Origin of the sequence: Nonlabens tegetincola, from assembly GCF_002954355.1 — a bacterium.
Taxonomy (GTDB): Bacteria; Bacteroidota; Bacteroidia; order Flavobacteriales; family Flavobacteriaceae; genus Nonlabens; species Nonlabens tegetincola.
Genome location: NZ_MQVV01000016.1, coordinates 186,690 through 210,230, shown reverse-complemented (window position 1 = coordinate 210,230; position 23,541 = coordinate 186,690). Strand labels below are relative to the sequence as shown.

26 protein-coding genes are annotated in these 23,541 nt (G+C 34.6%); 9 read left to right on the top strand and 17 right to left on the bottom strand.

The window, feature by feature from the left end; translation table 11 throughout:
* Window positions 1-70 precede the first annotated feature (70 nt).
* On the top strand, window positions 71-1,303 hold the full coding sequence (locus tag BST93_RS10355; RefSeq protein WP_105019122.1) for an FAD-dependent oxidoreductase: 1,233 nt from the start codon (window positions 71-73) through the stop codon (window positions 1,301-1,303).
* Between the two features lie 39 nt (window positions 1,304-1,342).
* Here the strand turns inward: BST93_RS10355 and BST93_RS10350 are convergent, their stop codons facing one another.
* A complete protein-coding gene (locus tag BST93_RS10350; protein ID WP_105019121.1) occupies window positions 1,343-2,512 on the bottom strand; it encodes a proline dehydrogenase family protein in 1,170 nt (389 codons plus the stop codon).
* Window positions 2,513-2,720: 208 nt separating this feature from the next.
* On the opposite strand from BST93_RS10350, the gene aroB reads away from it, so the two are divergent.
* Entirely contained in the window at window positions 2,721-3,794 is a 1,074-nt protein-coding gene (gene aroB / locus BST93_RS10345) for a 3-dehydroquinate synthase (protein WP_105019120.1), read from the top strand.
* Window positions 3,795-3,901: 107 nt separating this feature from the next.
* Window positions 3,902-4,192 carry a hypothetical protein gene (locus BST93_RS10340; RefSeq protein ID WP_042279188.1) on the top strand — a complete coding sequence of 97 codons (291 nt, stop codon included), beginning with the start codon at window positions 3,902-3,904 and terminating at the stop codon, window positions 4,190-4,192.
* 3 nt (window positions 4,193-4,195) lie between these two features.
* Here the strand turns inward: BST93_RS10340 and BST93_RS10335 are convergent, their stop codons facing one another.
* A complete protein-coding gene (locus BST93_RS10335; protein ID WP_105019119.1) occupies window positions 4,196-4,519 on the bottom strand; it encodes a YbaB/EbfC family nucleoid-associated protein in 324 nt (107 codons plus the stop codon).
* Window positions 4,520-4,657: 138 nt separating this feature from the next.
* On the opposite strand from BST93_RS10335, the gene BST93_RS10330 reads away from it, so the two are divergent.
* The 5 genes from BST93_RS10330 to BST93_RS10310 all read left to right on the top strand — a co-directional run bounded on the left by BST93_RS10330 (window position 4,658) and on the right by BST93_RS10310 (window position 10,890).
* Entirely contained in the window at window positions 4,658-6,703 is a 2,046-nt protein-coding gene (locus tag BST93_RS10330) for a S9 family peptidase (protein WP_105019118.1), read from the top strand.
* Window positions 6,704-6,764: 61 nt separating this feature from the next.
* Complete coding sequence (gene capA / locus BST93_RS10325; protein ID WP_042279181.1) at window positions 6,765-7,805, top strand: cysteate synthase; 1,041 nt, start codon at window positions 6,765-6,767, stop codon at window positions 7,803-7,805.
* Window positions 7,806-8,003: 198 nt separating this feature from the next.
* On the top strand, window positions 8,004-9,260 hold the full coding sequence (capB, locus tag BST93_RS10320) for a cysteate-C-fatty acyltransferase (protein ID WP_060522405.1): 1,257 nt from the start codon (window positions 8,004-8,006) through the stop codon (window positions 9,258-9,260).
* A gap of 111 nt (window positions 9,261-9,371) precedes the next feature.
* Window positions 9,372-10,076, top strand: coding sequence for a hypothetical protein (locus BST93_RS10315; protein WP_105019117.1), 705 nt, complete (start codon window positions 9,372-9,374; stop codon window positions 10,074-10,076).
* Window positions 10,060-10,890: a putative outer membrane beta-barrel protein gene (locus BST93_RS10310; RefSeq protein WP_105019116.1), complete on the top strand. Its 831-nt coding sequence runs from the start codon at window positions 10,060-10,062 to the stop codon at window positions 10,888-10,890. The genes BST93_RS10315 and BST93_RS10310 overlap by 17 nt, the downstream gene beginning before the upstream one ends.
* A 556-nt stretch (window positions 10,891-11,446) precedes the next feature.
* On the opposite strand, the gene BST93_RS10305 is transcribed toward BST93_RS10310, so the two are convergent.
* From BST93_RS10305 to BST93_RS10285, 5 genes are all read right to left on the bottom strand, one after another.
* The gene (locus BST93_RS10305) at window positions 11,447-11,818 is read right to left on the bottom strand and encodes a hypothetical protein (RefSeq protein ID WP_105019115.1); all 372 of its coding nucleotides are present in this window, start codon (window positions 11,816-11,818) and stop codon (window positions 11,447-11,449) included.
* A 235-nt stretch (window positions 11,819-12,053) separates the two neighbouring features.
* Window positions 12,054-12,878, bottom strand: a complete 825-nt coding sequence (locus tag BST93_RS10300) for a hypothetical protein (RefSeq protein WP_105019114.1) — start codon at window positions 12,876-12,878, stop codon at window positions 12,054-12,056.
* Window positions 12,879-13,069: 191 nt separating this feature from the next.
* Window positions 13,070-13,789: a hypothetical protein gene (locus tag BST93_RS10295; protein ID WP_105019113.1), complete on the bottom strand. Its 720-nt coding sequence runs from the start codon at window positions 13,787-13,789 to the stop codon at window positions 13,070-13,072.
* A gap of 198 nt (window positions 13,790-13,987) precedes the next feature.
* A complete protein-coding gene (locus tag BST93_RS10290; protein WP_146105016.1) occupies window positions 13,988-14,662 on the bottom strand; it encodes a hypothetical protein in 675 nt (224 codons plus the stop codon).
* 150 nt (window positions 14,663-14,812) lie between these two features.
* Entirely contained in the window at window positions 14,813-15,244 is a 432-nt protein-coding gene (locus BST93_RS10285) for a hypothetical protein (RefSeq protein ID WP_105019111.1), read from the bottom strand.
* Between the two features lie 126 nt (window positions 15,245-15,370).
* Here BST93_RS10285 and BST93_RS14540 point away from each other — a divergent pair, with 126 nt between their 5' ends.
* Window positions 15,371-15,505, top strand: coding sequence for a hypothetical protein (locus tag BST93_RS14540; protein WP_258150524.1), 135 nt, complete (start codon window positions 15,371-15,373; stop codon window positions 15,503-15,505).
* 25 nt (window positions 15,506-15,530) lie between these two features.
* Here the strand turns inward: BST93_RS14540 and BST93_RS10280 are convergent, their stop codons facing one another.
* The 10 genes from BST93_RS10280 to BST93_RS10235 all read right to left on the bottom strand — a co-directional run bounded on the left by BST93_RS10280 (window position 15,531) and on the right by BST93_RS10235 (window position 23,416).
* Entirely contained in the window at window positions 15,531-15,824 is a 294-nt protein-coding gene (locus BST93_RS10280; RefSeq protein WP_105019110.1) for a hypothetical protein, read from the bottom strand.
* A gap of 122 nt (window positions 15,825-15,946) precedes the next feature.
* Window positions 15,947-16,477, bottom strand: a complete 531-nt coding sequence (locus tag BST93_RS10275; protein ID WP_105019109.1) for a hypothetical protein — start codon at window positions 16,475-16,477, stop codon at window positions 15,947-15,949.
* A gap of 62 nt (window positions 16,478-16,539) precedes the next feature.
* Window positions 16,540-16,905, bottom strand: coding sequence for a hypothetical protein (locus tag BST93_RS10270; RefSeq protein ID WP_105019108.1), 366 nt, complete (start codon window positions 16,903-16,905; stop codon window positions 16,540-16,542).
* Between the two features lie 9 nt (window positions 16,906-16,914).
* Window positions 16,915-17,664: an acetolactate decarboxylase gene (locus BST93_RS10265; RefSeq protein WP_258150523.1), complete on the bottom strand. Its 750-nt coding sequence runs from the start codon at window positions 17,662-17,664 to the stop codon at window positions 16,915-16,917.
* A gap of 311 nt (window positions 17,665-17,975) precedes the next feature.
* Window positions 17,976-18,413, bottom strand: coding sequence for a hypothetical protein (locus BST93_RS10260; protein ID WP_258150522.1), 438 nt, complete (start codon window positions 18,411-18,413; stop codon window positions 17,976-17,978).
* Window positions 18,414-18,861: 448 nt separating this feature from the next.
* Window positions 18,862-20,070: a GTP-binding protein gene (locus BST93_RS10255; RefSeq protein WP_105019107.1), complete on the bottom strand. Its 1,209-nt coding sequence runs from the start codon at window positions 20,068-20,070 to the stop codon at window positions 18,862-18,864.
* A gap of 409 nt (window positions 20,071-20,479) precedes the next feature.
* Complete coding sequence (locus BST93_RS10250; protein ID WP_105019280.1) at window positions 20,480-20,923, bottom strand: GNAT family N-acetyltransferase; 444 nt, start codon at window positions 20,921-20,923, stop codon at window positions 20,480-20,482.
* A gap of 116 nt (window positions 20,924-21,039) precedes the next feature.
* Window positions 21,040-21,591, bottom strand: a complete 552-nt coding sequence (locus tag BST93_RS10245; RefSeq protein WP_105019279.1) for a DinB family protein — start codon at window positions 21,589-21,591, stop codon at window positions 21,040-21,042.
* A 42-nt stretch (window positions 21,592-21,633) separates the two neighbouring features.
* Window positions 21,634-22,599 (bottom strand): TolB-like translocation protein, encoded by a 966-nt coding sequence (locus BST93_RS10240; RefSeq protein ID WP_105019106.1) that lies wholly within the window; start codon window positions 22,597-22,599, stop codon window positions 21,634-21,636.
* Window positions 22,600-22,723: 124 nt separating this feature from the next.
* A complete protein-coding gene (locus BST93_RS10235) occupies window positions 22,724-23,416 on the bottom strand; it encodes a DUF6624 domain-containing protein (protein ID WP_258150521.1) in 693 nt (230 codons plus the stop codon).
* Between the last annotated feature and the right edge of the window lie 125 nt (window positions 23,417-23,541).

Sequence of the window (23,541 nt, the reverse complement as noted above, 5' to 3'; positions counted from 1 at the left end):
AGCTGCTTATTAATTTGTTAAGCTTTATCTAAATAAGCTTTTATTAAGTGATCGACGTTATTTTTGTGGCATGGAGAATAAAAAGATAGTCATTATTGGTGCTGGAGTAAGTGGACTTGTAGCTGCTCAAACTCTTAAAAATCAAGGATACGAACCTATCATTTTTGAAAAAAACACTCATCCAGGTGGACGTGTACACACTATTGTTGAGAACAACGTAATAATGGATTTGGGTTTTCAGGTAATGTTAGATGAATATCCAGCAGTAAAAGATTATTTAGACACATCATCTTTAGACTTAATCAAATTTGCTCCTGGAGCTGTAATCTTTAAAGACGGCCGTACCTACAAATTAGGTGATGCCTCTAGAGACCTTAAATTTTTATTACCTACGATATTTGCTGGTATAGGTACCCTAGGAGATAAATGGAAGGTTTTTACGCTTTCGCGAAAGCTTAAACAAAAATCACTATCGGACATATTTTCTACACCTGAGATAACGACCGAACAATACTTGAAAGATTACGGTTTTTCAGATAAAATTATTGAAAATTTTTTCAGGCCTTTTTATGCGGGAATATTTCTTGAGGATAAATTGGAAACGAGCAGCCGCATGTTTGAGTTTGTTTTCAAAATGTTTGCAACAGGAAACGCAACTATTCCTGCAAGGGGAATTAAGGCTATTCCTGAACAACTCTCAAATGACATTGATATTAATTACAATAAAGAATTACTCGAGGTAGTCGGGAATCAATTAACGTTTAAGGATGGTAGTCAAGTTCAAAGCGATTATACTATAGTTGCTACTCCAGCAAGTGATGTGGTACCTAACTTACGTAACCAACAACAAGACTGGAAACAAACTACAGTATTTTATTTTAAGACCGACCATGAAGGATTCAAACAGCCTATCATTGGATTGCTCACTGGTAATGGATATGCTAATAATTTCCATTTTTTACATGATGTATTCCCAAATCATCAAAAAGTAATAAGTATTACGGTGGTTAAGGATTACACACAAACCGAAGAAGAGCTATCTAGTTTGCTTGCTCAAGAATTGAAGCAGGAAACTGGAATAGAGCTAGGTGACATGATCAAATATTTCAAGATTAAGAAGGCGTTACCAGTGCTTAATAACCTTAATTATGCGTTACCAAGTACTGAAACGCAACTTACGCAGCATGTATTTCTTGCAGGTGATCATTTGAGTAATTCCTCTTTAAATGCGGCCATGCTTAACGGTGCCGCTGCAGCACAAGCTGTGATCGATAAAGCTGAAAATAGGGTAGTAGTTGGTTAAATTCCTATTATTCCTTGTGTATTTATATGAAGAGGAATTTTATATTCCTCTTCGTTTCATTTCTTCTTTAATTAATAGCAATTCACGACCCATTTGTCCTGCGACAGAAGTGTTTTCTTGAGCTCTTCGAATCAAATAAGGCATCACGTCTTTGATTGGGCCAAAGGGTAAAATTTTAAAGGTGTTGTGACCTTTATGCGCAAGATTATAGGTTAGATTATCGCTCATTCCATAAAGTTGACCGAACCAAACGTCGTTATGATTAGCAGGAATTCCTTTTTCTTTAAGAATATCCATGGCTAGCAGTGTACTGTGTTCATTATGAGTTCCTATACATAATTTGATGCGGTCTAGTCGATCAAGAATAAACTGCATAACGTCATTGAACATCGCATCGGTTGCTTTTTTATTGATACAAATAGGAGATTGATAACCCATTTCGGCAGCACGTTCTCTTTCTTTCTCCATATAAGCACCACGAACTATTTTGGCTCCTACAATAAAATTATTTTGGGTCGCATCTTCATGTAGGTTTTTAATATACTCTAACCTATCATGACGATAGCATTGTACCGTATTATAAATTATGGCTTTGTCTTTATTATAACGCAACATCATATCACGTATCAAATCATCGGCCGCGTCTTGCATCCAACTTTCCTCACCGTCGTAGAGCAATGCCACATCGTACTGAGCAGCGGTTTTTGAAATTAAATCCACACGCTGCTGTATGCGTTCCCATTCTGCTTGTTCTTGACTAGTAAGAGGTTGTTTTTCCGTAACCTTCTGCCAGATATGAAAGCGGCCAATACCGGTAGGTTTCACTACTTCAAAGGAAAGCGCTTCACTGGTAGAAGCTTTTTTAATAAGTTGGATTTTTTTGTCCACAACCTTATCAAATTCTGCTTCCTCTTCTTTACCTTCAACGCTATAATCCAGTATGGAGCTCACACCTTTACTGTACATTTTTTCTACAAGTGGCATACATTCATCTTCGGTAGTACCACCACAGAATTGTTCAAAAATGGTGCTCTTAATAAGCCCTTTAATGGGTAGGTTTAGATTAAGAGCTAGTACAGTAGCTTTGGAACCAAAGTTTACTAACCATGGTTTATCCATCATTTTAAAGATGAAATGAGATTTTTTTAAATCTGTATTACTCTTTAATGCAAATGCACGTTCTGTATTATTAAAAGGATTGTCTGCCATAATGCAAATATAATTGCGAAAACGATTTAGGAAACTGATAATTTTGTCGTAAAAATCGACTTTTTCACACAGTCGGACTTACTTTTGGCAATGTTAAGAAAATTACCGGTTTTGAACGATTTTTTAGCGGTAAGCTTTCGCGACCGTAGCCTATAAATAGGCGAGGGAAGCACAGATTTAATCAAAGTAAAAATATTTGACTCTACATATGGAATCAATTGAAAATCATCTATTCAACATCTATTTTCAAGAAGAAAGCTACACTAAGCTTAATGAGTACCTACAAACTAAGCAACCTAGCTCTATTTTCATTATGGTCGATGAAAACACAATGGATCATTGTTATCCAGTTTTTATGCCAGAATTGAAAACTGAAAGTAGAATTGAAGTAATCGCAATTGATCCTGGAGAAGAACATAAGTCAATTGAAACTTGTAGTGGTGTGTGGAGTGCGATGGTCGAATTAGGAATAGACCGTAACAGTCTTGTAATCAATCTAGGTGGTGGCGTAATTACAGACCTAGGTGGATTTGTAGCTAGCACCATTAAAAGAGGTGTAGATTTTATACACGTTCCTACCAGTTTATTAGGTATGGTCGATGCAGCAATAGGCGGTAAAAACGGTGTAGACTTAGGACCACTTAAAAATCAAATAGGAGTTATTGTTTCACCTATAATGACTTTAATTGACACAAGATTTTTACGTACTCTAGATGAGCAGCAATTAGTCAATGGAAGCATCGAAATGTTTAAACACGGTTTAATAGCTGATAAGGCATATTGGAACGACATGATTAATGCCGGTAAAAACTATTATAATGACATATTTGATCATTTAATTTTTCAAAGCGCCGTAATTAAAAACGACGTTGTAGTTAACGACCCTACTGAAAAAGGGGCTCGTAAAGCTCTTAACTATGGGCATACAGCAGGTCATGCTATCGAATCTTTTTGCCTAACTCAACCAGATCAACCTGATGTTTTGCACGGCGAGGCTGTGGCTGCAGGAATACTTGTAGAGTCCTTCTTAAGTACGAGATATACCGGTTTATCTCCATTAGAATACGATTCTATTAAAAACTGGTACAAAGGACTTGGCTTTACTTTTTCATTTACTGACCGTGATATACAAGATATGATTCAATTGATGGCTCATGATAAAAAGAATGTCAATGGAGAAATACGATTTGTTCTTTTGTCTAGCATAGGCGATTTTGTCACTGATCAAAAGGTGGAAAATGAGGATATTGTTTTAGCTTTCCATGAATTGGCTACAGTTTAAACGTTATTCACTTTCTGAAAAGCTCTTTTTTAAGTTAAAAATGTCTAGAAGAAGTTGAGGTGTAATTAGTTTTTTCTAATTTTAGAACACCTCAAAATTCTAGTCTTATGAAAAATGTTATTGTAGACTACAAAAAGCTCACTCCAGAAATGGTTGCGTTACTCGTAGAAAAGTATCCTGCTGGTTACGGCGATGAAGACATCATAACCTTCAAAAACCATAAAAATGAAACCATTGAAGCGGTTGAAGTATTAACTGAGGATACAAAATACTTGGTTAAAATCTCCAAACGCCTCAGTGCTCAAATGGATGCTTTTGACCTTGACGATTACGATGAAAAAAGTATGGATGACCCAGATGCTCTACCTGAAATGGATGCGCAAGGAAAAAAGGTTTGATCGTTACTTAAACATATCCATACCTGGAATGTTAGGCATTCCATCTTTTGCAGCTGCAGCTACTTCTTGGTCATAAATACCTTCAGCTTTGCTTAATGCCTTATTAAGAGTTAAAATTAAATAGTCTTCTAACTGTTCTTGGTCCTCTAGCAATTCTGGATTGATAGAGATGTTTTTAATTTTTCTACTAGCTGTAACCGTAACATTTAATAGATTGTCGCTGGACTTCTCATCTATTAATACAGTGTCCATACGTTGTTTAGTAGCTTCTACTTTTTCTTGGGCTTCTTTGATTTTTCCCATCATTCCCATCATATCTCCAAACATAGATCTAAATTTTATTTGCAAAAATAGACATTTATAACCTTACAGTCATGATTTGAAATGCTTATTGAATAGTGAGTTAACGATGACAATTGCTTGGTAATATCTGCGTATCTTGCGCCGGTTAAAAAAAGAGCATACATGAAGTTACCTGTGGCAAAAAAAATACCGCACGTTCACGAAAAACACGGACATCAAAGAATCGACCACTACAACTGGATGAGAGAAAGAGACGCACCAGAGGTTCTTTCGTATCTGGAACAAGAGAATGATTATTACGATGCCATGACAGCTCATACCGATGATCTTAAAGAATCTCTTTTTCAAGAAATAAAAGGTAGACTTAAAGAAGATGATGAATCGGTTCCTTATCTATTTAACGGATATTGGTATTATACCAAAATGGAAGTAGGTGAGAGCTACCCATATTATTACAGGCGTAATGACGCCACTCAAAAAGAAGAGCTGCTATTTAATGTAAATGAAATGGCTCAAGGTCACGACTTTTACAAGTTTACCGGGATGAATATCTCGCCTGATAATAAATTGGCCGCTTTTGGAATTGATACAAAGGGTAGAAGAGAATATACTCTTATGGTAAAAAACCTTGAAACAGGTGAGTTACTGGATGTAGCTGTTCCTCTAACCACTGGTGGTTCCACTTGGGCAGCAGACAACAATACTCTCTTTTTTACAAGAAAAGATCCAGAAACTCTAAGAGCAAATCGCATTTTTAAATATAAATTGACCAACCCTGATAATGATGGTGAATTGGTTTTTGAAGAAGAAGATGAGATTTACAACTGCTTTGTGTATAAAACACTGTCGCAGGAGTTTATAATGATTAAATCCTCTTCTACCTTGTCTGATGAGGTCCGTTTTATAAAATCTAATCAACCAGACGCTGATTTTCAATTATTTCAAGAAAGAGAAAAGGAGTTAGAATACAGTGTAGCGCATTACAAGGATCATTTTTTCATCATGACTAATAAAGATGGAGCTACCAATTTTAAAATAATGCAAACGCCCTTGCACCTTACCGAAAAGGAAAATTGGGAAGACTTAATAGCACATGACAACGATGTTCTTCTAGAGGATTTTAATCTATTTGAAAAGTTTCTTGTAGTTTCAGATCGATTTAATGGACTTAATAGGATTAGGATTAAGGCATGGGATGGCACGTCCGATTACTTTCTGCCTTTCGATAATGAAACGTATACGGCATACACCGGTGCCAATCTACAGTTTGATACAACAAAATTACGCTATGTCTACAACTCATTAACAACTCCAGCAAGCGTTATAGAGTTTGATATGGAAACCAGAGAGAAAAAGGTACTTAAAACACAACCTGTAGAGGACGCAGATTTTGATCCTAGTAATTATACGTCACAGCGAGTTTGGGCTACTGCACCAGACGGCACCAAAGTACCAATAAGCTTGGTTTACAAGACTAGTATGAAAAAGGAAACCGGTAATCCTTTACTTCTATATGGTTATGGTAGTTATGGAGCAACTATAGATCCTTACTTTTCAATAGCTAGACTCAGCTTACTTAATAGAGGCTTTATTTACGCTATCGCCCACATACGCGGTGGTGAGTATTTGGGAAGAACTTGGTATGAAGACGGTAAAATGTTTAAAAAGCGCAACACGTTTACAGATTTTATTGCATGTAGTGAACATCTCATTAAAGAAGGCTATACTTCTAATAAACAATTGTATGCTAGCGGTGGTAGTGCTGGTGGACTACTTATGGGAGCGGTTATAAACATGGCACCACAACTATACAACGGTATATTAAGTGCTGTACCATTTGTTGATGTCGTTAGTACCATGCTTGATGACACTATTCCATTAACAACAGGTGAATATGACGAATGGGGTAATCCCAACCATAAAGACAGTTATGAATACATGCTCAGTTACAGTCCTTACGATCAAATAAAGGAGCAGGATTATCCTAATATTCTTGTTACAACGGGTTATCACGACTCACAAGTTCAATACTGGGAACCAGCAAAATGGGTAGCCCGCTTACGCGAAAGCAAAACAAACGACAAACTTCTCTTGTTCAAAACCGACATGAAAAGTGGTCACAGCGGTGCATCTGGCAGGTATGATGCACTCAAAGAAGTAGCGCTTGAGTATGCTTTTCTTCTTGATTTAGAAGGAATTACAGACTGATAATTTTTGTGTAACTTTGCCACGTTTGTGCCAAAAAATGGACACACAGTAAACCCTATATATGAACCAAGATATACAAGCCTACGATAATGTGTTGCAACTCATAGGAGAAACACCACTTATTAAGCTTTCAGAAAAAGTAGCCCCATATTCAGGTAATTTTTATGCAAAAGTAGAGGCTTTCAATCCAGGACACTCTTCAAAAGATAGAATTGCTTTACATATCATAGAAGAAGCAGAGCGAAAAGGAATCTTAAAACCAGGCGATACAATTATAGAAACTACTAGTGGTAACACGGGTTTCAGTATTGCTATGGTAAGTCGTATAAAAGGGTATGACTGTATTCTGGCTGTAAGTTCAAAATCAAGTGCCGATAAGATTGACATGCTTAAATCTATGGGTGCCAAAGTTTATGTATGTCCAGCACATGTAAGTGCCGATGATGAACGCAGTTATTATCAAGTAGCAAAGCGTTTACACGAGGAAATTAAAGACAGCATCTACATTAATCAATACTTCAATGAACTTAATATAGACGCTCACTACAACAGCACAGGTCCTGAAATTTGGAAACAAACAGCAGGTAAAATCACACACCTTGTAGCTTGTAGTGGTACAGGAGGAACTATATCAGGAACAGCTCGATTTTTAAAAGAACAAAATCCAGATGTTCAAATTTTGGGAGTTGATGCGTATGGTAGTGTTCTTAAAAAGTACCACGAGACTCAAGAGTTTGATAAAAACGAGATTTACCCATACCGAATAGAAGGACTCGGTAAAAACTTAATTCCTACAGCAACAGATTTTGAAGCTATAGACAGCTTTACCAAAGTAAAAGATGAAGACGCTGCTCACATGGCTCGTTTTATATCGCAGCATGAAGGATTATTTGTAGGTTATACTAGTGGTGCAGCCATGCAAGCTACAAAGCAATTAGCTGCTCAAGGAGTTTTTGATAAGGATGCAGTTGTTGTAGTTATTTTTCCAGATCATGGATCTCGTTATATGAGTAAAATATACAACGATAAGTGGATGGAAGAGCAAGGGTTCTTTGATTCGGTATCAACAGCTACTCAGCAACACATTGAGTACGTTAAATAAGTAGCTACCTTACCTTAAATTACTTGTATTTTCTTAGAGTATCAAATATGATTTTTTGATACCTACATTTTTATTCTTAAAAGTTACTGGATATCCGACTGTTATCAACAATTATTGATAATTTAACGTCGCTGTACGTGCGCAATATCCGTTAAGTTTTGCAGTATATCGTATATTTGCCGATTAGAAATCGGTTTTATGAAGGATTTATTTGAGAAAATTTACAAGGATAAAGGACCACTAGGAAAATGGGCAAGTGTAGCCGAAGGTTACTTTGTGTTTCCTAAATTAGAAGGACCTATTGCAAATCGCATGCAGTTTAATGGTAGAGAAGTTATTACATGGAGTGTAAACGACTACCTGGGTCTTGCCAATCATCCTGATGTAAGAAAAGTAGATGCAGAAGCTGCCGCAGAATATGGTAGTGCCTATCCTATGGGTGCTCGTATGATGAGTGGTCATACTGATTTACACGAACAACTTCAAAACGAGCTAGCAGAATTTGTTAATAAAGAAGCTGCATATTTATTGAACTTCGGGTATCAAGGTATGGTTTCTACAGTTGATGCGCTTGTTTCTAAAGATGACGTAATCGTTTATGATGTAGATGCTCATGCTTGTATTATCGATGGTGTGAGATTGCACCACGGTAAACGTTTTACTTATAAGCACAATGACATTGAATCTATTGAGAAGAATTTACAACGAGCTACCAAAATCGCTGAACAAACTGGCGGTGGTATACTCGTAATTTCAGAAGGTGTTTTTGGAATGCGTGGTGAGCAAGGTAAATTGAAGGAAATTGTTGCACTTAAAGAAAAGTACAATTTCCGACTCTTTGTAGATGATGCACATGGATTTGGAACTCTTGGTGCCACAGGTGCTGGAGCTGGTGAAGAACAAGGAGTACAAGATCAGATCGACGTGTACTTTGCGACCTTTGCAAAATCAATGGCTAGTACTGGTGCTTTTATAGCCGCAGATCAAGAAATTATTGATTACTTAAAATACAATTTAAGATCGCAAATGTTTGCAAAATCTCTGCAAATGCAATTAGTTAAAGGAGCATTGAAGCGATTAGACATGCTGCGTTCTATGCCTGAACTTAAAAACAAGCTTTGGGAAAATGTAAATGCTTTGCAAGGTGGTCTTAAAGAAAGAGGTTTTGATATAGGAACTACACAATCTTGTGTAACACCTGTATACCTTAAAGGAAGTATACCAGAAGCAATGGCTCTCGTTAAAGATCTTAGAGAAAACTTTGGTATTTTCTGTTCAATCGTAGTTTATCCAGTTATTCCTAAAGGATTAATCCTATTAAGATTGATTCCTACAGCTTCACATACTATGGATGATATCAATGAGACATTAGACGCATTCTCTGCTATTCGTGACCGTTTAGAAGGTGGTGTTTATAAAAGATTAAGCGCAAGCGTTGCAAAAGCAATGGCTTAATTCTTACATTTTATATATAAAAAACCCGATGTTACAACATCGGGTTTTTTGTTTTACTCGCCTATCACGCAACCTTTTTGATTATTTTACATCTCAAGTAAAACCGACTGTATGAAAAATCTTTTCCTTTGTAGTTTTTTAATGGTGATAGTAGCGTGTACACCTCGTTTAGAAAACGATACGCGATTATATTTAGAAGCTACTATTATGGAACCTGATGGTTCCAGAGCAACCGATGTAGAAGTGGTACTGTCCAATTATCGTATCATAAACAGGTTGTTTTCTAGGGACAACGCAAAGTTTTCTGAGCCAGACCGTGATTTCATTTTAGGAAGAGCTTTTACAGACGATGAGGGAAAAATTCAAATGACAGCCTTGTCAGCAACTAATTCTCTTTTTTATCTAACCGTATATAGAGATGACCAACCTTTACAAGATTATCGCATTAATAAAAAATCATTTACAAATTTAGAATTACTTATTCCTGAAGTTCCTATTAAGGAAGAACTCGATGTGATTTTAGTTTTTCAAAGTTCTACAGGAGTGAATAACGATCTTGACATACAAATTATAGCAGAATCGATGGACTGTCCGTTACTTTATGAAAATGGAACTTTTCAATTACCCAGTTCTATAGAGAGCTTTGAGTGTAATCCTCAATTTATTGGAGTTCCAGCTTCTGAGAATCCACAACAAGCTCCTGTAACCACACTAGCTCCATCACAAATGGAAGTAAGCATTTTTAATGGTACCAGTACCACAACAAGCACTATTCAAATTGATGCAAATACCCAAACCTATGTTATCAATTACTAGAAGTTTTTTTATCACTTGTTTGTTAGTTCTAGGAATTTTTAATCAATCCACAGCTCAGGAACAAGATAATGATCCTGTATTAAATGATTCCACCAGCGAGGATGAAGGTCGCAGAATATTTGCATTTGACTGGTACTTACAACAGCCCATTCCTACAGGTGATTCCTTTGTTGGGTCCAATTTTACAGGTAGGCTGGGATTTGGAACAGGATTACAGTTTTATCCGTATAAAAACGTGTATCTAGGCGGAGCCTTGAACTTTGATTACTTCAAAAATGATAATCCTTTAGACACAGGAACTTATGACAGGTCGCATCGTTTTAATGCCTATTTTTTTGCCGGTTATGAGTTTGTTTTTCACAACAAGATTAGAGTTGGAGTAGATGTAGGTTATGGTTACACTCAATTTAGAAATCGACAATCTCCCGAACAAGGTAATGGAGTTTTTAGAGACTCAGGCTCCTTACTCAAAATTCGTTCTGTTTTAGAGTATCATTTTGCAGACTCGTTTTCTATGGTACTTTCACCTAGTTTTGAGCAAGGTTTTTATGATATAAAAGCTTCACCTAATCTCATTGAAAATTTTGAAACTGCTAGCTTTTTCACTTTATCGCTAGGAGTGAGGTATCATATTGACAATTTATCCAATGCTCAAAAAAGCCGCCAAATTATAACCGAGGATCAGGAACTTAAAGACTTATTAAGTCGGGACCATGATGACTTATCTATTAGTGAAAAACGTCGTAAATATTTCTTACTAAAAAAACAGAAACGAATTAATAGAAGAAATGCTAGACGATCCAATTTGCCCTAATTGAATAAGAGGTTTTAAATTAGATTTATAGCAGTTATGCGATAGGTAAGTGTTGATCACGCTTTCGCGAAAGCGTAATCAGAAAAACACTCAATTATTATACAGTGCATCAAGGGAGCGTTTTAACAAGCCAAAACGATCTGAAAACCTCGTTATCATTCCACAACCGTCAGTCTCAACAAAAGGTGCCGAAAATTAGGTTTTATGTTGATGTGTAATGAACTTCCATAACAAGCATATTCAATAGTGAAATCAGGATGATATTGTGAACGGAATTTCACAAGTTCCATCCAATAAAAAAGCTCTAGAATGAGTTGCTTTTTTACCTTCTTCTTTGTGGCACTTAGTTTTTTCCGCTTTTTTTAAAAGTTGATTGACAATCTATTCATATTCTGATGAGTTGAATTCAGATTCTGTGAATAAATTATAGAATTCTTATCACAGACATTTTATCAAAAGTTGAATCAGATAGGCATAAGCTCTTTCCTCTCTTAGCCACTGTACAAATTTCTAGTATTTGGTTTCGGATATGTTTGATAATGTCGGTATTTAATATTTATTTGGTTTCATACCATTCTTTATGATCTAAGTGTTTGTCATATTCCTCATCATTCATACTGAACAAAATTTTTGAATATTCTCTTGATTTTGAAATTGCCTTTTCGTTAAGGAATTTAGAAACTTTAAAATGTATGAATGGATGTTGAATATCGTCCATTTTCAACGTTGAGTACCTTTTCCTTGATTTAGGATACTGTTTCCAAAATCGTTTGTAATCGCTATAAATTTGATCCGTTACTATCAATATTATTTCATTAAGCAAATCAGTCGGAACTTGACTGTTTGAAATGCCAACATAATACTCTTTAATTTTTGAGTAAAATTCCTTTTTAGGTTCAATTCTATTTTCAGTATTCCAGAATTTCATTTCTAAATTTACGGCAACACAATCAGCTTATGGCCAGTTCACTCAGTTCTATAGTGTAGGGTAGTCATTGTTTTGGTTAGTGTTTGGTTTTCTCAAATATACCCAAATCATAAATAATACGGTAGGAGAGAGGACTGAGAATACAAGCTCTATTTAGTAAAATTAGGAATACGTTATGATCCGAATTTCAAAAATTCAATGAATAAAAAATCCTAAGATGAGCTGTTATAAAAGGTTACATTTTATATTCAATTTTTCTTTCCCAAACATAACTTAATTCTCCATTGGAAAATCGTTTTTTAGTAATCCAGTTTCCTTGATTGTCATAAACATAAATAAAAGAAGTTTGATGTTTTTTAATTCCTTCTCTATCGTACCAGTTTTGAACTAATAAATTATTCATGTTGTCATACTCAGACACAAATTTAGTATAGTCGCCATTTGCTCTTTCTAATTCGGATTCTATTTCATTTCCATTATGGTCGTATTTATAAGTTCTAGTGTCTTTTACAGTTCCATCGGAATTATAATTTATTTGTTTTATAACTTCATTATCTGAATTATAAATTAATTCAGTTTTATATACTTTGTCAGAATTAGGATTTTTGCTTATTCTTTTAGTTACATTTCCGTCCGCGTCATATTCGTTTAATTGAATGTATACTAATTCGTCCTTAGAATTATAGCTGTTAAATTCTGTGACATTTCCCGTTGAATCTATCATCGTTGTATAATATTTTTTTAAGTTACCTTTTGAATCAAAGGTTAGACCTTTTACAGGTTTACCATTTTCATTTTTTTGAATTTTTGATATTTCATAAATAGTTCCTTTTCCGTCATATTGACCATACTCGATTATTTTTTCGTCGTCACCATAGATGTCATATCTTTCAAGAAAATCATTTGTAAAGGCAGAATCTCGAGGCATCTCAGCAGTTCTTTTTGTGCTATACGAGGCTTGAATAGTTTTCTTAATTTGCAAGCTCTTCTCTTCATTTTGAGCATGTATAATTGAACTTGAGTAAACTAATAATAAAATCAATAACAGTTTTTTTTTCATTTTTTATGTTGGTTATGGAACATTTATACGTAGTGCGCACGCAGAATGCTATGCCTTCTAAAGCTTACGGTAGCTGTTGGTTTGGTTAGTATTTAGTTTTCTCAAATATACTTAATTAGAAAAAAACATAGTAGAAATTTTCGGATGAGCAAAAACCGAGCAATTGCGTATAGCTCTTGTTACCTGCTTGCTTATTCGCTATGAAATTTCACGACTGTCTGATAATCATCATGTGAACCAAAATGGCCGATGCAATAACTTACAATAGCATCCATTTCATACAAATTTTCTACAATAGATTCTTGCTCTTTACTTAGGTTTCCAAGTTTTAATAGCCCAATTATTCCTAAGGTTCTCAGTTCTGGTGCAAATGATGTAAGAAACTCGTTCAATTTGTTTACGTTTTTTCGTTTTACGTACTTAAGCATTTTCTTCGTTTCCTTTGATTTGTTTTGCTCTTTTATTCCACAATCAATGGCAACTTTGTACTCCTTTATCATTTGTTTTTCGAGGTCTAGTAGTGTGAAATTTGAGTCGTACATTTTGTTATGTGCTTCAATAAATTTCAGGATTTCTTCGTCTGAGTGATATAGTTGTTCGGTGCGGATATTTTTTTCTCTTTTTACCTCTGAAACCCAACCAAACTTAACGATTTCATTTTCACTAAGTATATTGATTACTAAGTTATTTGTAAGATAAAATCTATTTTGATAAAAATTTAGACCAATTTCTCTTTTAAATTTTCGATACGAGTAGATTTCCGTTGAGTGCGAATTTGGTTTGTCGAGAAGACTGTCTATTTCAGTTATTCGTTTATGATTAGAAATTGTCTCTACAATTTTTGGAAAAATGTCTTGTGATTGCACTACGGCTGATGATAGAAATAATAATATGATTAAAATTTTTTGCATGTCTGTTCTCAGCTTGCAGGTAACACGCACAAGTTATGGCGAGTTCACGCAGAAAGCGTGGTATTCTAAAGTGTACGGTAGCTGTTTGTTTGGTTAGTATTTTGTTTTTTCAAAGATACTTAATTAGAATATACATAACAGGCATTTTCGGATGAGCAATGCCCAAGCTATTGCAAATAGGTCGTGTTCTAAATCATATTATCTTTCAGCTAAATAAACTTTTTCATCGATGAAAATCTTGATCAGAGTATCCTTGTATCGTTCTATTTTCGCAACAATGACTGGTTGCGTAGCGTAAACTATTCCACAATAGGGAGCACTTACTGTTTCGCCACCCCATATTATGGGTTCTAACTTAATTTCAATGTTCTGGTTTTTATATTTTTGAAAATCAAATATCATTGTTCGCGCATCTATTTGACTAGATATCTCCACTTCGCTAATTTTATCTAAATTTTCGAGAATTACCTCACCATCAAAATTTGGCTTCATTTTTCTGATAATTTTTTTAGAAGCATCTCTCAAAACAATTTCAGCAAGCCAAGCTGGGTTATCGTCAATTGCTGAGATAATAGTCATTTTTTGACGATCTGGGATTTCTGATTGGGATTTAATCGTGATATTTTTCGTAGATGTGACTATTGGAAGCGATGATTCCTTATCAAAAATTAATGTAAGTGTGCTGTCATTTAATTGGTAAATACCTTTGTGCTTCACGACCTCATTGCCATTAGTTTCAATAATTCTAAATTTCGAGTCTGTGAGTATTATTTTCGATGCTAAGGCATTACTTTTTGAATAATACATCTTTGTAGCACAGCTAGAAAGTACAATCCCTATAAATACTAAGTAATAAATCGTTCTTATGGTCATATGATGCACAATGGTCTAGTGTAACCGTCAGTTACGGATTTAAAGTTAATGATTTCCGGTTTAGCACAGTTGTTAGCAATTCCTAGTGGATTCGGACGCAGTCAGAATCTTCTGTAATAGCGATTATATATTGTGGTAAAACGTTTTTTCTTACATCTTAATATTCCTGTCGAGCCAATTCTTTGCAAAAAGCTTTTTATCATCAGCCAAAAGTTCTTTTAGGGATACTTTTTCAAAATATGTACAACCAGAACAAACAGAAACTAATTCATCAGAATTTTTTATTTCAGAAATCAAATTCAATTCAGTTTCATTTAGTTTGTATTTTTTGACCTCGGTTAGTCTTTCAAGTATTATAACCGACATATATTTTTCCGCGTTATTTTTAGATTTCAGTCGTTTAGAAATCCACTTGTAATTTTGGTTATATAGTTTTTGAGTATACTTTTCTACCGTTTTTGAAGGTTGACCAGCAAAGTAACAAGCAAATCCAACCATTTCATTTCTATCCACATTTTCTTGAGCGTTCATAACGCTAAAAATTCCTATTAAAAATGTAATTATTATAATTTTAGCTCGCATTTTTCTCAATTGTTTTTACAACACGCACAGGTTATAGCGAGTTTACTCAGAATACTTCGCCTTCTATATAGTGCGGTAGTCGTTGGTTTGGTTAGTGTTTTGTTTTCTCAAATATACCCAAACGGTGTGAAAAAGAATTGTATTTTACCTCAGTTCTTCTTAATTGTATGTATGCAGTACGCTTTCGCGAAAGCGGAATATCAACCTAAATCTCTAATTTCAATAAGTATCCAAGAATACATTTTTATGTCATTTACATAGAAGTATGAAATTGCAGCAAACAATTTTACAGAATGGATATGATAAGTAATATTACACTGATACAAAGTATAAAACAAAGAATAGTAATGAACCTGATTCTTCTATTTTCCTTTATCATTTTATTCTTAATATCAGATTTGATTAAATTTAATTCGGCATCAGAGATATTGGGTGATTGTTGTTTGTACTTACCTGTATCCTTACCACGACCACCAATTCGATTTTTTAATCTGGCTTTGGACTTTTTTGAAGAAAGTAACTGTTTGTTGTTTTTTAATTTTCTATTTAAATCTATTAAGTGTCCAAGTCCTAATGCCATTTTACTAATATTTGAATAGGTTAATGTGCAGGTTTAAATAGTAAGGAAGTTTAAAAAACAATCGGCTAATGTGATATAAAAGTGCAGATTCATATTCAATGGTATGAACAATAGACCTTTCGTTACTGTAAATAAATGCCTATATCCGAAATATCAAAGATTACAGATGAATTTTTTACATTAAAACAGGCGCTACCTATATTGTAATCTATATTAAATTCTATTTGATTTTTATTAGGAAACATAATTCCAAATTCGTCCAATTTATAATATCTAAAATCAATCCAATTCATACATTCCTCGATTTCAGGAATTTTGGAGTCCAATTCATACTTGGTTTTAAGTTTTTCATTTATCAATTGTTCTAACTTTTTGGTATTTTGATTGAAAAACTCAGTGTTTTTTACAACTGTGGTATCTGCTTGTCTTATTCTTAGAATCTCGTAATCGTATGAATATCTTCCTTTATAATCTGCTATTCCGGTAGCACGAAAAAGATGGTTCTTAAACTCACAGGTTTTTATAAGAATATCACTGGACAAATTTGAATCGCTTTTAGTTTCAGTGTAGCATTTAACAGTATAGGTGATTTCTTCCTTTTGCTTGCAGCTAATTGTGGCCGCAAATGCAATAACTAATATTAAGATTCTCATTTAATAATTTTTTTGAATATCACCGATATGAAACAACATTACGTTTACCACCTAAATCTAGGTTATTTTGTTATTAGTTTACTGTCTAGATGAGTTTTTTCATTTATAAATTCAATTGTTTTATTCACTTGTTTTAGGTCAGCGCCTTGCAATCCTATTTTTATTTTTTGATCGTCCGTTATTAGAGTCAGATTTGCATCGGTTTCATATATTTTGCCATTACCTAATCCTGTCCAAAATTCTATAAGCATACTAAAAATAGAAAACATCCAGTTTGTTTCTTTTTCATTAAGTGTTATACTTCTAATTTCAGAGTATAAGTAAGAGCCAGAACTTGTCGGATCTGAAACATCTAAGATTTTTACCTGGTTTGCATCAAGAATAAATTTTAATTCCGGATGATCTCTTAAAACAAAAACGGAAGACATTTTAATAGGCTATTTATTAGGTAAAAATAATTTCATGTCCTTAATTTCTACCTCGTCAAGATGTCCCATTTGAAGCTCATCCTGCGTTATTAAATGCATGTGTACAAAGGAATCGTGATGTGTAAAAATTCCTTTGTGCTCGGTAGAGTAGAAACCTACAATCTCAACAGCCTCATCATGTAATTTATAGTTTACTTGACCTTGATGTGCTTCCTGCGGTGATGAAACTACAGCACCATCAGGTAGGTTTTGAATATGAATGTGAGCGCTAGCAACATGACCAGCGAGCTTAAAGGCAAGTGGTTTTTTCATGTCCTTAACTTGATTACTGATGAATGTTTCTAATTGTTTAATGTTCTTTACACTAGCAGGAACGTCCACTTGTTGCCATTCTTTTACATGGGTATAAACAAAAAAGGGCGCACCGACTTTATAAGTTTTTGTCACTTTCATGGCGGAATCTGTCACCACGGTAGACACATAGCTACTACCATCGTTGATGAGTAATTCACCTTGTAGGTAACTCACGGGACCAATCCCGTAAAGTCCTTTTTTATTGGAAATACTATCTAACTGTATGTTACTGCCCAGTTCACCTTTCCACATGACATTTCTCATGGCGCTCACCACTTCAACGTCGGCATAGGTTTTTTCTTCTTCAGTGGTTTTTTTCTTCTCGGCTGAATGACAACCTAAAAGTAGGCTGGCTAGCACAGCAATTGCAGTATATGGTAATTTCATAGGATTTGTGATGGTCATACTTTTAGTAAAACTAAGATACAGCAATCTAATCAAACCGTTTTTCTGCCTGCAAGGACTACTCAATACTAAGGGTTATTGGTTTTTACGCTTTCGCGAAAGCGTAATCCTTATAGAGTAAGTTTGTACCTATCATTTTAGGTACTTGCTTAACGACGAAATAGTTTTATTTACGGAAGGAATTAACTGACAAAGAAGATTTTGGCAATAGTGAATTTAGGATTGCCTGATGATAGGAGCTTCAAAAATTAGTTCACTAAAAAAGGGCTAAAAAGAGTTGGTTTTTCACCTCATTTCTTCGATGAAAAACGTTATTTTTTTCTTGTCATTTTCAGTTCTGTCTGATTGTCTTCTGGGTCAACAAATTTTATCGTGAAACTCTCGTAGTCAAATTGGATAATCTCAAAACATCCACAACATTCACATTTGGTATCTGGAGTCGGATATGTTTCTGTTCTTTCTGACAAGAAATCGTGAACTACAATTTGTGATGATGATTCCGTATATGCTTTGTAAACTACGATTTCATTTTCCTTGTCAAGGTAGAATGGATAGTTTCCGAGCCAATGGTCTTCACCTGTTATTTTGTTGATTACTCGGAGTTTTTCAGGGTTTCCTGATCCGTCTCCACGATGCTTGATAAGTACATAATTTTCAAAGTCAGCACCTAATTCTGTATACCCGCGAAAATTGTCCTTGTATCTTAAGTCTAGTTCAATTTGGGCCCCATTTTGTAAGGTCAATATCATACCTTTAAACAACTTGTCGCTGATGTAGAAAACTTTAGCAGAATTAGTCAATTGTTTGGTCGAATCGATATGATTTTGAAAATTATCAATTAGTGAATCGGCCTTTTTACTGTCGGTTTCGTTGATTTGTCCATATGAGACAGTAGAAAAGAGAGTTAATAATATGTACAGTACTTTTTTCATTTTAATTTTTGCTACCAAATACAGTTTACGGCTAATAAGCGCAGAATGCTTCGCCTTTAATAATGTATGGTAGTCGTTGATTTGGTTAGTATTAAGTATTCTCAAATATACCCAAACCGTAGAAAAAATAGCACGAATGAGAACTCCAAAAATTAGTCTACTTGGTTGTAAATTCAGGATTGCTCTATCATTTGTTTTATGCTAGAAGTTAATTGAAAAAAATGCTCTTAGGTTATCTCTTTATTCATTAAGGTATTCAAGTCGATTAATAAGCTCTTTGTACAGGCCAGTTATCTTCATATCCAATTAACCATTTTCCAGTAGCTAACTCTTCTTCTGTGGCAAGACAATCATTTAATTGCGATTTTATAAGGCCTTCATCCATATCCTGACCTATGAAGACAATTTCATTCTTCCTATCTCCATATGTACTATCCCAATCCTTTTCTATTTCTTGTTGATTATTAATAAAAACTGAATTATTAAACCTCTCACCAAAAGACATACTAGCCCACCAAACTCCAGCACTGTCTGTTCTTAAAGAGCCACCTGCTTGTCCCCAAACAAGTGCTTGTTTAGGACGTGAGGCTATCCAAAATAAACCTTTACTTCTAATAATATTCATCGGGAATTTGTTTTGTATAAAGTCTCTAAACCTTATAGGATCAAAAGGCTTTTTAGAACGATAAACAAATGAGCCAATACCATATTCTTCAGTTTCTGGAGTATGTTCATCTTTGTTAAGCTCTTCTATCCATCCAGCACTTTGCTCTGCTTTTTCAAAATCAAACAAATTAGTATTCAATATCTCTTTTGGATTTATCCGACTAAAGGAGGACTCAAGAATCTTTGCAGATGGATTCAATTTTCTAATAGCAGCTTTTAATACTCCAAGATGATCGGCGGTAACCAAATCGGTTTTGTTTAACACGATAACATTGGCAAATTCGATTTGGTCTGTAAGTAAGTTTACAATGGTTCTAAAGTCATTCTCAATATCGGTAAGTTCTCGATCTATTAATGTTTCTGGACTTCCAAAATCTTTGAAAAAATTAAAAGCATCTACAACTGTGACCATGGTGTCTACATAACTAAATCGAGATAAATCGATACCGCTTTCTTCATCTATAAAAGAAAAGGTTTGTGCTACAGGAACCGGTTCACTTATACCTGTACTTTCTATAAGTAAATAATCAAATCTGTTTTCTTTTGCCAATCTTTCTACTTCTACCATTAAATCCTCACGTAGAGTACAACAAATACAACCGTTGCTCATTTCAACGAGTTTTTCCTCTGTACGGGAAAGGGTGTTTTCGCTTTTTACCAAATCAGCATCCACATTTACTTCGCTCATATCGTTTACAATTACGGCTACCTTTAACCCTTCCTTGTTATGCAAAATATGATTAAGTAAAGTTGTCTTTCCTGCACCTAAAAATCCGCTCAAAACGGTTACTGGCAATTTCTTATGCATACCTATTTGTATTAAAAATTTTTAGCAAAAATAGTTCAAAATGATACTAATGCAACTTTGTTGCGTTTGTATTTCTGTAAGAACTTACTTTATTGTGATAGTAAAAAATTTGTAATGGCTACTATGACATTAGTAAAATTGAGTTCATGCAGGAAATATCGGCCTTTACAATGCATTGTAGCCCATGACTTAATTGCTATTTTATTTATTCTTAAACATGCGCAAATCAATACCGATAAAGTAAGAGTAAGGAGTAAGAAAACAAACCCTTTTTATAGTAACATCAGGATTACCTGATGATCTATGTTCTACAGATTTAATTAAATGAAAAGTGATAAATAGCTACGTTTTTTATCTCAGTTTTATGGTGTGAAAGTGTTCATTTTTCTAATAAAAGAACTTTTTAATCTTACTTATAAACATTTGGATCGTGTTTCTCCATGTAAAATTCTGGATTTGGAATTTCTGTAAATCCGAATTTCTTGTATAACCATTCAGCCGTATTGGTAAGTAGAATCCAGCGTCTTAACCCTTGTAGGTTAGGATGATTCATAATTTCTTCCATGAGCCACTTGCTCAAACCCTTACCGCGATATTCATTTAAAACATAGACGTCACCTAGGTAAGCAATAGTAGAGAAGTCTGAAATTACCCTAGCAAAACCAATTTGTTGACCTTGATCATATACACCAAAACACAAAGAATTCTCAATCGACTTCTTTACAGTGTCTATAGGAATACCAAGTGCCCAATCGGTTGCTTTAGAAAGAAATTCGTGAATACTCATTAGGTCCAATTTGCTTTTATCTGTCGAAATAGTAAAATTATCTTTATGAGCTTCTCTATGGGTCATGATTGGTTGTAATTGAGCAGGTCGCATAAGGTTTCAACAACAAATTTATAGCAATAAGAAATGATTTGAGTAATTAGATAATCATTATAATCCTTGCAGCACCTAAAACAAATACACTACTGATAAAGAACATATCTAGGCGGTTTTAAACCATTTAAACGCAAGTGGACAAGCATTTGACCTCTATGATGGGTAATATGATCGGTAAGTAATAATAAAATTTGTCTTTTAGTTCTATTGGCACCAAAATAATCCAGTCGCTCGCTTAATTTATTCGTATCAAAACTCTTGATAAACGTTATAGTAAGATTAAAGGTTTCTTTGATTTTGGCAATCATCTCCGCTTTACTTTTTTTATCCACTTTTAGTTCTGTATCGGTGTTCCAATCTCTAGCAGGTCTTCCGCCCATTAAGGATTGACTGTGCCAATCCATGGCCCAACCTATATGCATTAAGTTTTCAGCAAAACTGAGAGATTCTTCAGTAGGGCGATAGGAATATTGCTCTTCGGGCATGGTTTCTGCCACCAAAATCAAATATTCTTTAGATCGTTCCAGCCGTTCAATATATTCATTGATAAAGTCATCTTCTTGCGCTATAGCAGGTTGCACAGCAAAAAGCAAAGCAACCCATATAGAGAAATAAAAAAAGTACGAGGTATTTTTCATGGAACTAGGTTTTTTGTTCAGAAGAACATTTAGGTTTTTCAATTACTGTTCAAATAGGTTTTCTAGGTGGAGAGATTCTGTTTCGATAAAATAAATACTCCATTCACCGTATTCATAATTACCTAAATTTTCTGCACGGCTAAAAAAGAAATACTTGCCGTCTCTAGAAAATCGAGGACTGCTTTCCTCATCCTTTGTGTTGATCAGGCTTCCTATAGGTTTGGCCTTGCTCCATCCGTCAACTGTTTTTTTTGAAATGAATATATCTTCACCACCGGTTCCTCCTGAAGCATCGTAAGAGTTAAAAACAAGATACTCACCATTTGGAGAAAGTACAGCAGAATAAATCCAGGTTTTATCATCATCAAAAATGCCATTAATCACTTCGGGTTGTGAAAATGTTTCTCCATCATAAGTAGTTGTATACAGTTTTACACTTTGTGTACCGCGCATCATCGTGGTGTAATAGTACCTGTAATTGTCGTTGGTAAAAAAGAAATTATTGTTGGATGACGGCCATTCTTCTTCTTTAACTTGAACTTCATTGATTGGTTCTGGTAACGGTTCTGGATCGCTCCATCCATCTTTAGTTTTTTCCATCATCCAGATATTCATATCAAAATTCCCTTGATTGGGTTTATCAGGAATAGGTCGTTCTGATCCAAAGAAAAAATACTTGCCATCAGGAGAAATAAAGGCCGTTTCGTCACGGTCTGTCGAGAATTCGGCTAGGGTAGGAGTTGACCAGGATTCATTTAGAAATCGAGTGACATAGATCTTTTGTTTTTCTCCTGGAGCTCTTCTAGAAAAGTAGGCTGTAAGCCCATCTGGAGTAAAAGTAATATCAAACTCGCTATTGTCATTAGTTGATATTACTCCTTCGGCAAAAGGAGTAGGCGTGGTGATAGGTTGTGAGGCGTAGGCTATTTGGGATGTTTTTTCCTTACTGTCACAGCCTATCAAACCGAGGACAATAGCAACTGCTAGGATTACAATAAAATACTTCAAACTCTTTTAATTTTTTGATTGTTTGACAGCATGCACCTCTAACCAGTCGTTAAGCATGAGTCATAATCTTTTAAAGATAGATAAAAAAGAGTTTAATTAAGATAATTAGTTGTTGTAAAAGATGTTACAGTTCATTTACTTCATTTAAGGTGTACAATTGGAACTCTACATCCATACTTTTTAGGTATTCTTCAAGGCTTTGGTCAAATCCAATTTCTTTTCTCCTTAAATTAACCGAATCTGCATTTTTAACAGGCCACAAGAAATAGATCCATGCCCCTTGTTTATTGGCTTTTCCTTTGATTTGTGTTCCATAAATCTGTTCTTGACCTTGCTCCATCAGGTTCCTATCTTCCATCATTGCTAGGGATGTTTGAGCGATGTCACCAGCCGCTGCAGCCTCTCTAATCAATGGTAAATAGGTGCCTATTTGTTTGGAATGTTGTATGACGTAAAAAGCCGCTTTATTTGCAGGTTCTCCTACTAGAGATTTACCAGGATAGCCATATTCTTCAATGATTTTTTCGATTTTAGCTAAATTAATACTGTCAATTTGTTGCATGAGTTCAAATCGTTTATTTCCTTCAATATCCGATTCATTGATTTGCATTTGTACTAGCAATTCTGCTTTTCTTTCATCACTTACATTTCCATTTACAAGTTCCCTTATTCCTTGATCTTTGATTAAAATGGTTTCCAATTCATTTTTCAAATCCATATTCAATTCTACGTGATCGGAGTGATCCTTTACATCTTGTTTTTTACAACTTATAAAGCTTATCATTAACACGATAATTACCATTTTATGAATATTCATTTTCAATAGGTTATAAGGTTACAATTAGGTTTAAGCATTTAATTGTGGATAAAGATACCATGTTTTAAGTAACAGGAATGGGACAACCTGTACCTATAGATACTTGCTCATTAAACGTATGACAC

Bases quoted from the DNA above. Each gene is read 5' to 3' on its own strand.
- BST93_RS10355 (WP_105019122.1), top strand. From the start codon at position 71: ATGGAGAATAAAAAGATAGTCATTATTGGTGCTGGAGTAAGTGGACTT.
- BST93_RS10350 (WP_105019121.1), bottom strand. From the start codon at position 2,512: ATGGCAGACAATCCTTTTAATAATACAGAACGTGCATTTGCATTAAAG.
- aroB (WP_105019120.1), top strand. From the start codon at position 2,721: ATGGAATCAATTGAAAATCATCTATTCAACATCTATTTTCAAGAAGAA.
- BST93_RS10340 (WP_042279188.1), top strand. From the start codon at position 3,902: ATGAAAAATGTTATTGTAGACTACAAAAAGCTCACTCCAGAAATGGTT.
- BST93_RS10335 (WP_105019119.1), bottom strand. From the start codon at position 4,519: ATGTTTGGAGATATGATGGGAATGATGGGAAAAATCAAAGAAGCCCAA.
- BST93_RS10330 (WP_105019118.1), top strand. From the start codon at position 4,658: ATGAAGTTACCTGTGGCAAAAAAAATACCGCACGTTCACGAAAAACAC.
- capA (WP_042279181.1), top strand. From the start codon at position 6,765: ATGAACCAAGATATACAAGCCTACGATAATGTGTTGCAACTCATAGGA.
- capB (WP_060522405.1), top strand. From the start codon at position 8,004: ATGAAGGATTTATTTGAGAAAATTTACAAGGATAAAGGACCACTAGGA.
- BST93_RS10315 (WP_105019117.1), top strand. From the start codon at position 9,372: ATGAAAAATCTTTTCCTTTGTAGTTTTTTAATGGTGATAGTAGCGTGT.
- BST93_RS10310 (WP_105019116.1), top strand. From the start codon at position 10,060: ATGTTATCAATTACTAGAAGTTTTTTTATCACTTGTTTGTTAGTTCTA.
- BST93_RS10305 (WP_105019115.1), bottom strand. From the start codon at position 11,818: ATGAAATTCTGGAATACTGAAAATAGAATTGAACCTAAAAAGGAATTT.
- BST93_RS10300 (WP_105019114.1), bottom strand. From the start codon at position 12,878: ATGAAAAAAAAACTGTTATTGATTTTATTATTAGTTTACTCAAGTTCA.
- BST93_RS10295 (WP_105019113.1), bottom strand. From the start codon at position 13,789: ATGCAAAAAATTTTAATCATATTATTATTTCTATCATCAGCCGTAGTG.
- BST93_RS10290 (WP_146105016.1), bottom strand. From the start codon at position 14,662: ATGACCATAAGAACGATTTATTACTTAGTATTTATAGGGATTGTACTT.
- BST93_RS10285 (WP_105019111.1), bottom strand. From the start codon at position 15,244: ATGCGAGCTAAAATTATAATAATTACATTTTTAATAGGAATTTTTAGC.
- BST93_RS10280 (WP_105019110.1), bottom strand. From the start codon at position 15,824: ATGGCATTAGGACTTGGACACTTAATAGATTTAAATAGAAAATTAAAA.
- BST93_RS10275 (WP_105019109.1), bottom strand. From the start codon at position 16,477: ATGAGAATCTTAATATTAGTTATTGCATTTGCGGCCACAATTAGCTGC.
- BST93_RS10270 (WP_105019108.1), bottom strand. From the start codon at position 16,905: ATGTCTTCCGTTTTTGTTTTAAGAGATCATCCGGAATTAAAATTTATT.
- BST93_RS10265 (WP_258150523.1), bottom strand. From the start codon at position 17,664: ATGACCATCACAAATCCTATGAAATTACCATATACTGCAATTGCTGTG.
- BST93_RS10260 (WP_258150522.1), bottom strand. From the start codon at position 18,413: ATGATATTGACCTTACAAAATGGGGCCCAAATTGAACTAGACTTAAGA.
- BST93_RS10255 (WP_105019107.1), bottom strand. From the start codon at position 20,070: ATGCATAAGAAATTGCCAGTAACCGTTTTGAGCGGATTTTTAGGTGCA.
- BST93_RS10250 (WP_105019280.1), bottom strand. From the start codon at position 20,923: ATGACCCATAGAGAAGCTCATAAAGATAATTTTACTATTTCGACAGAT.
- BST93_RS10245 (WP_105019279.1), bottom strand. From the start codon at position 21,591: ATGAAAAATACCTCGTACTTTTTTTATTTCTCTATATGGGTTGCTTTG.
- BST93_RS10235 (WP_258150521.1), bottom strand. From the start codon at position 23,416: ATGAATATTCATAAAATGGTAATTATCGTGTTAATGATAAGCTTTATA.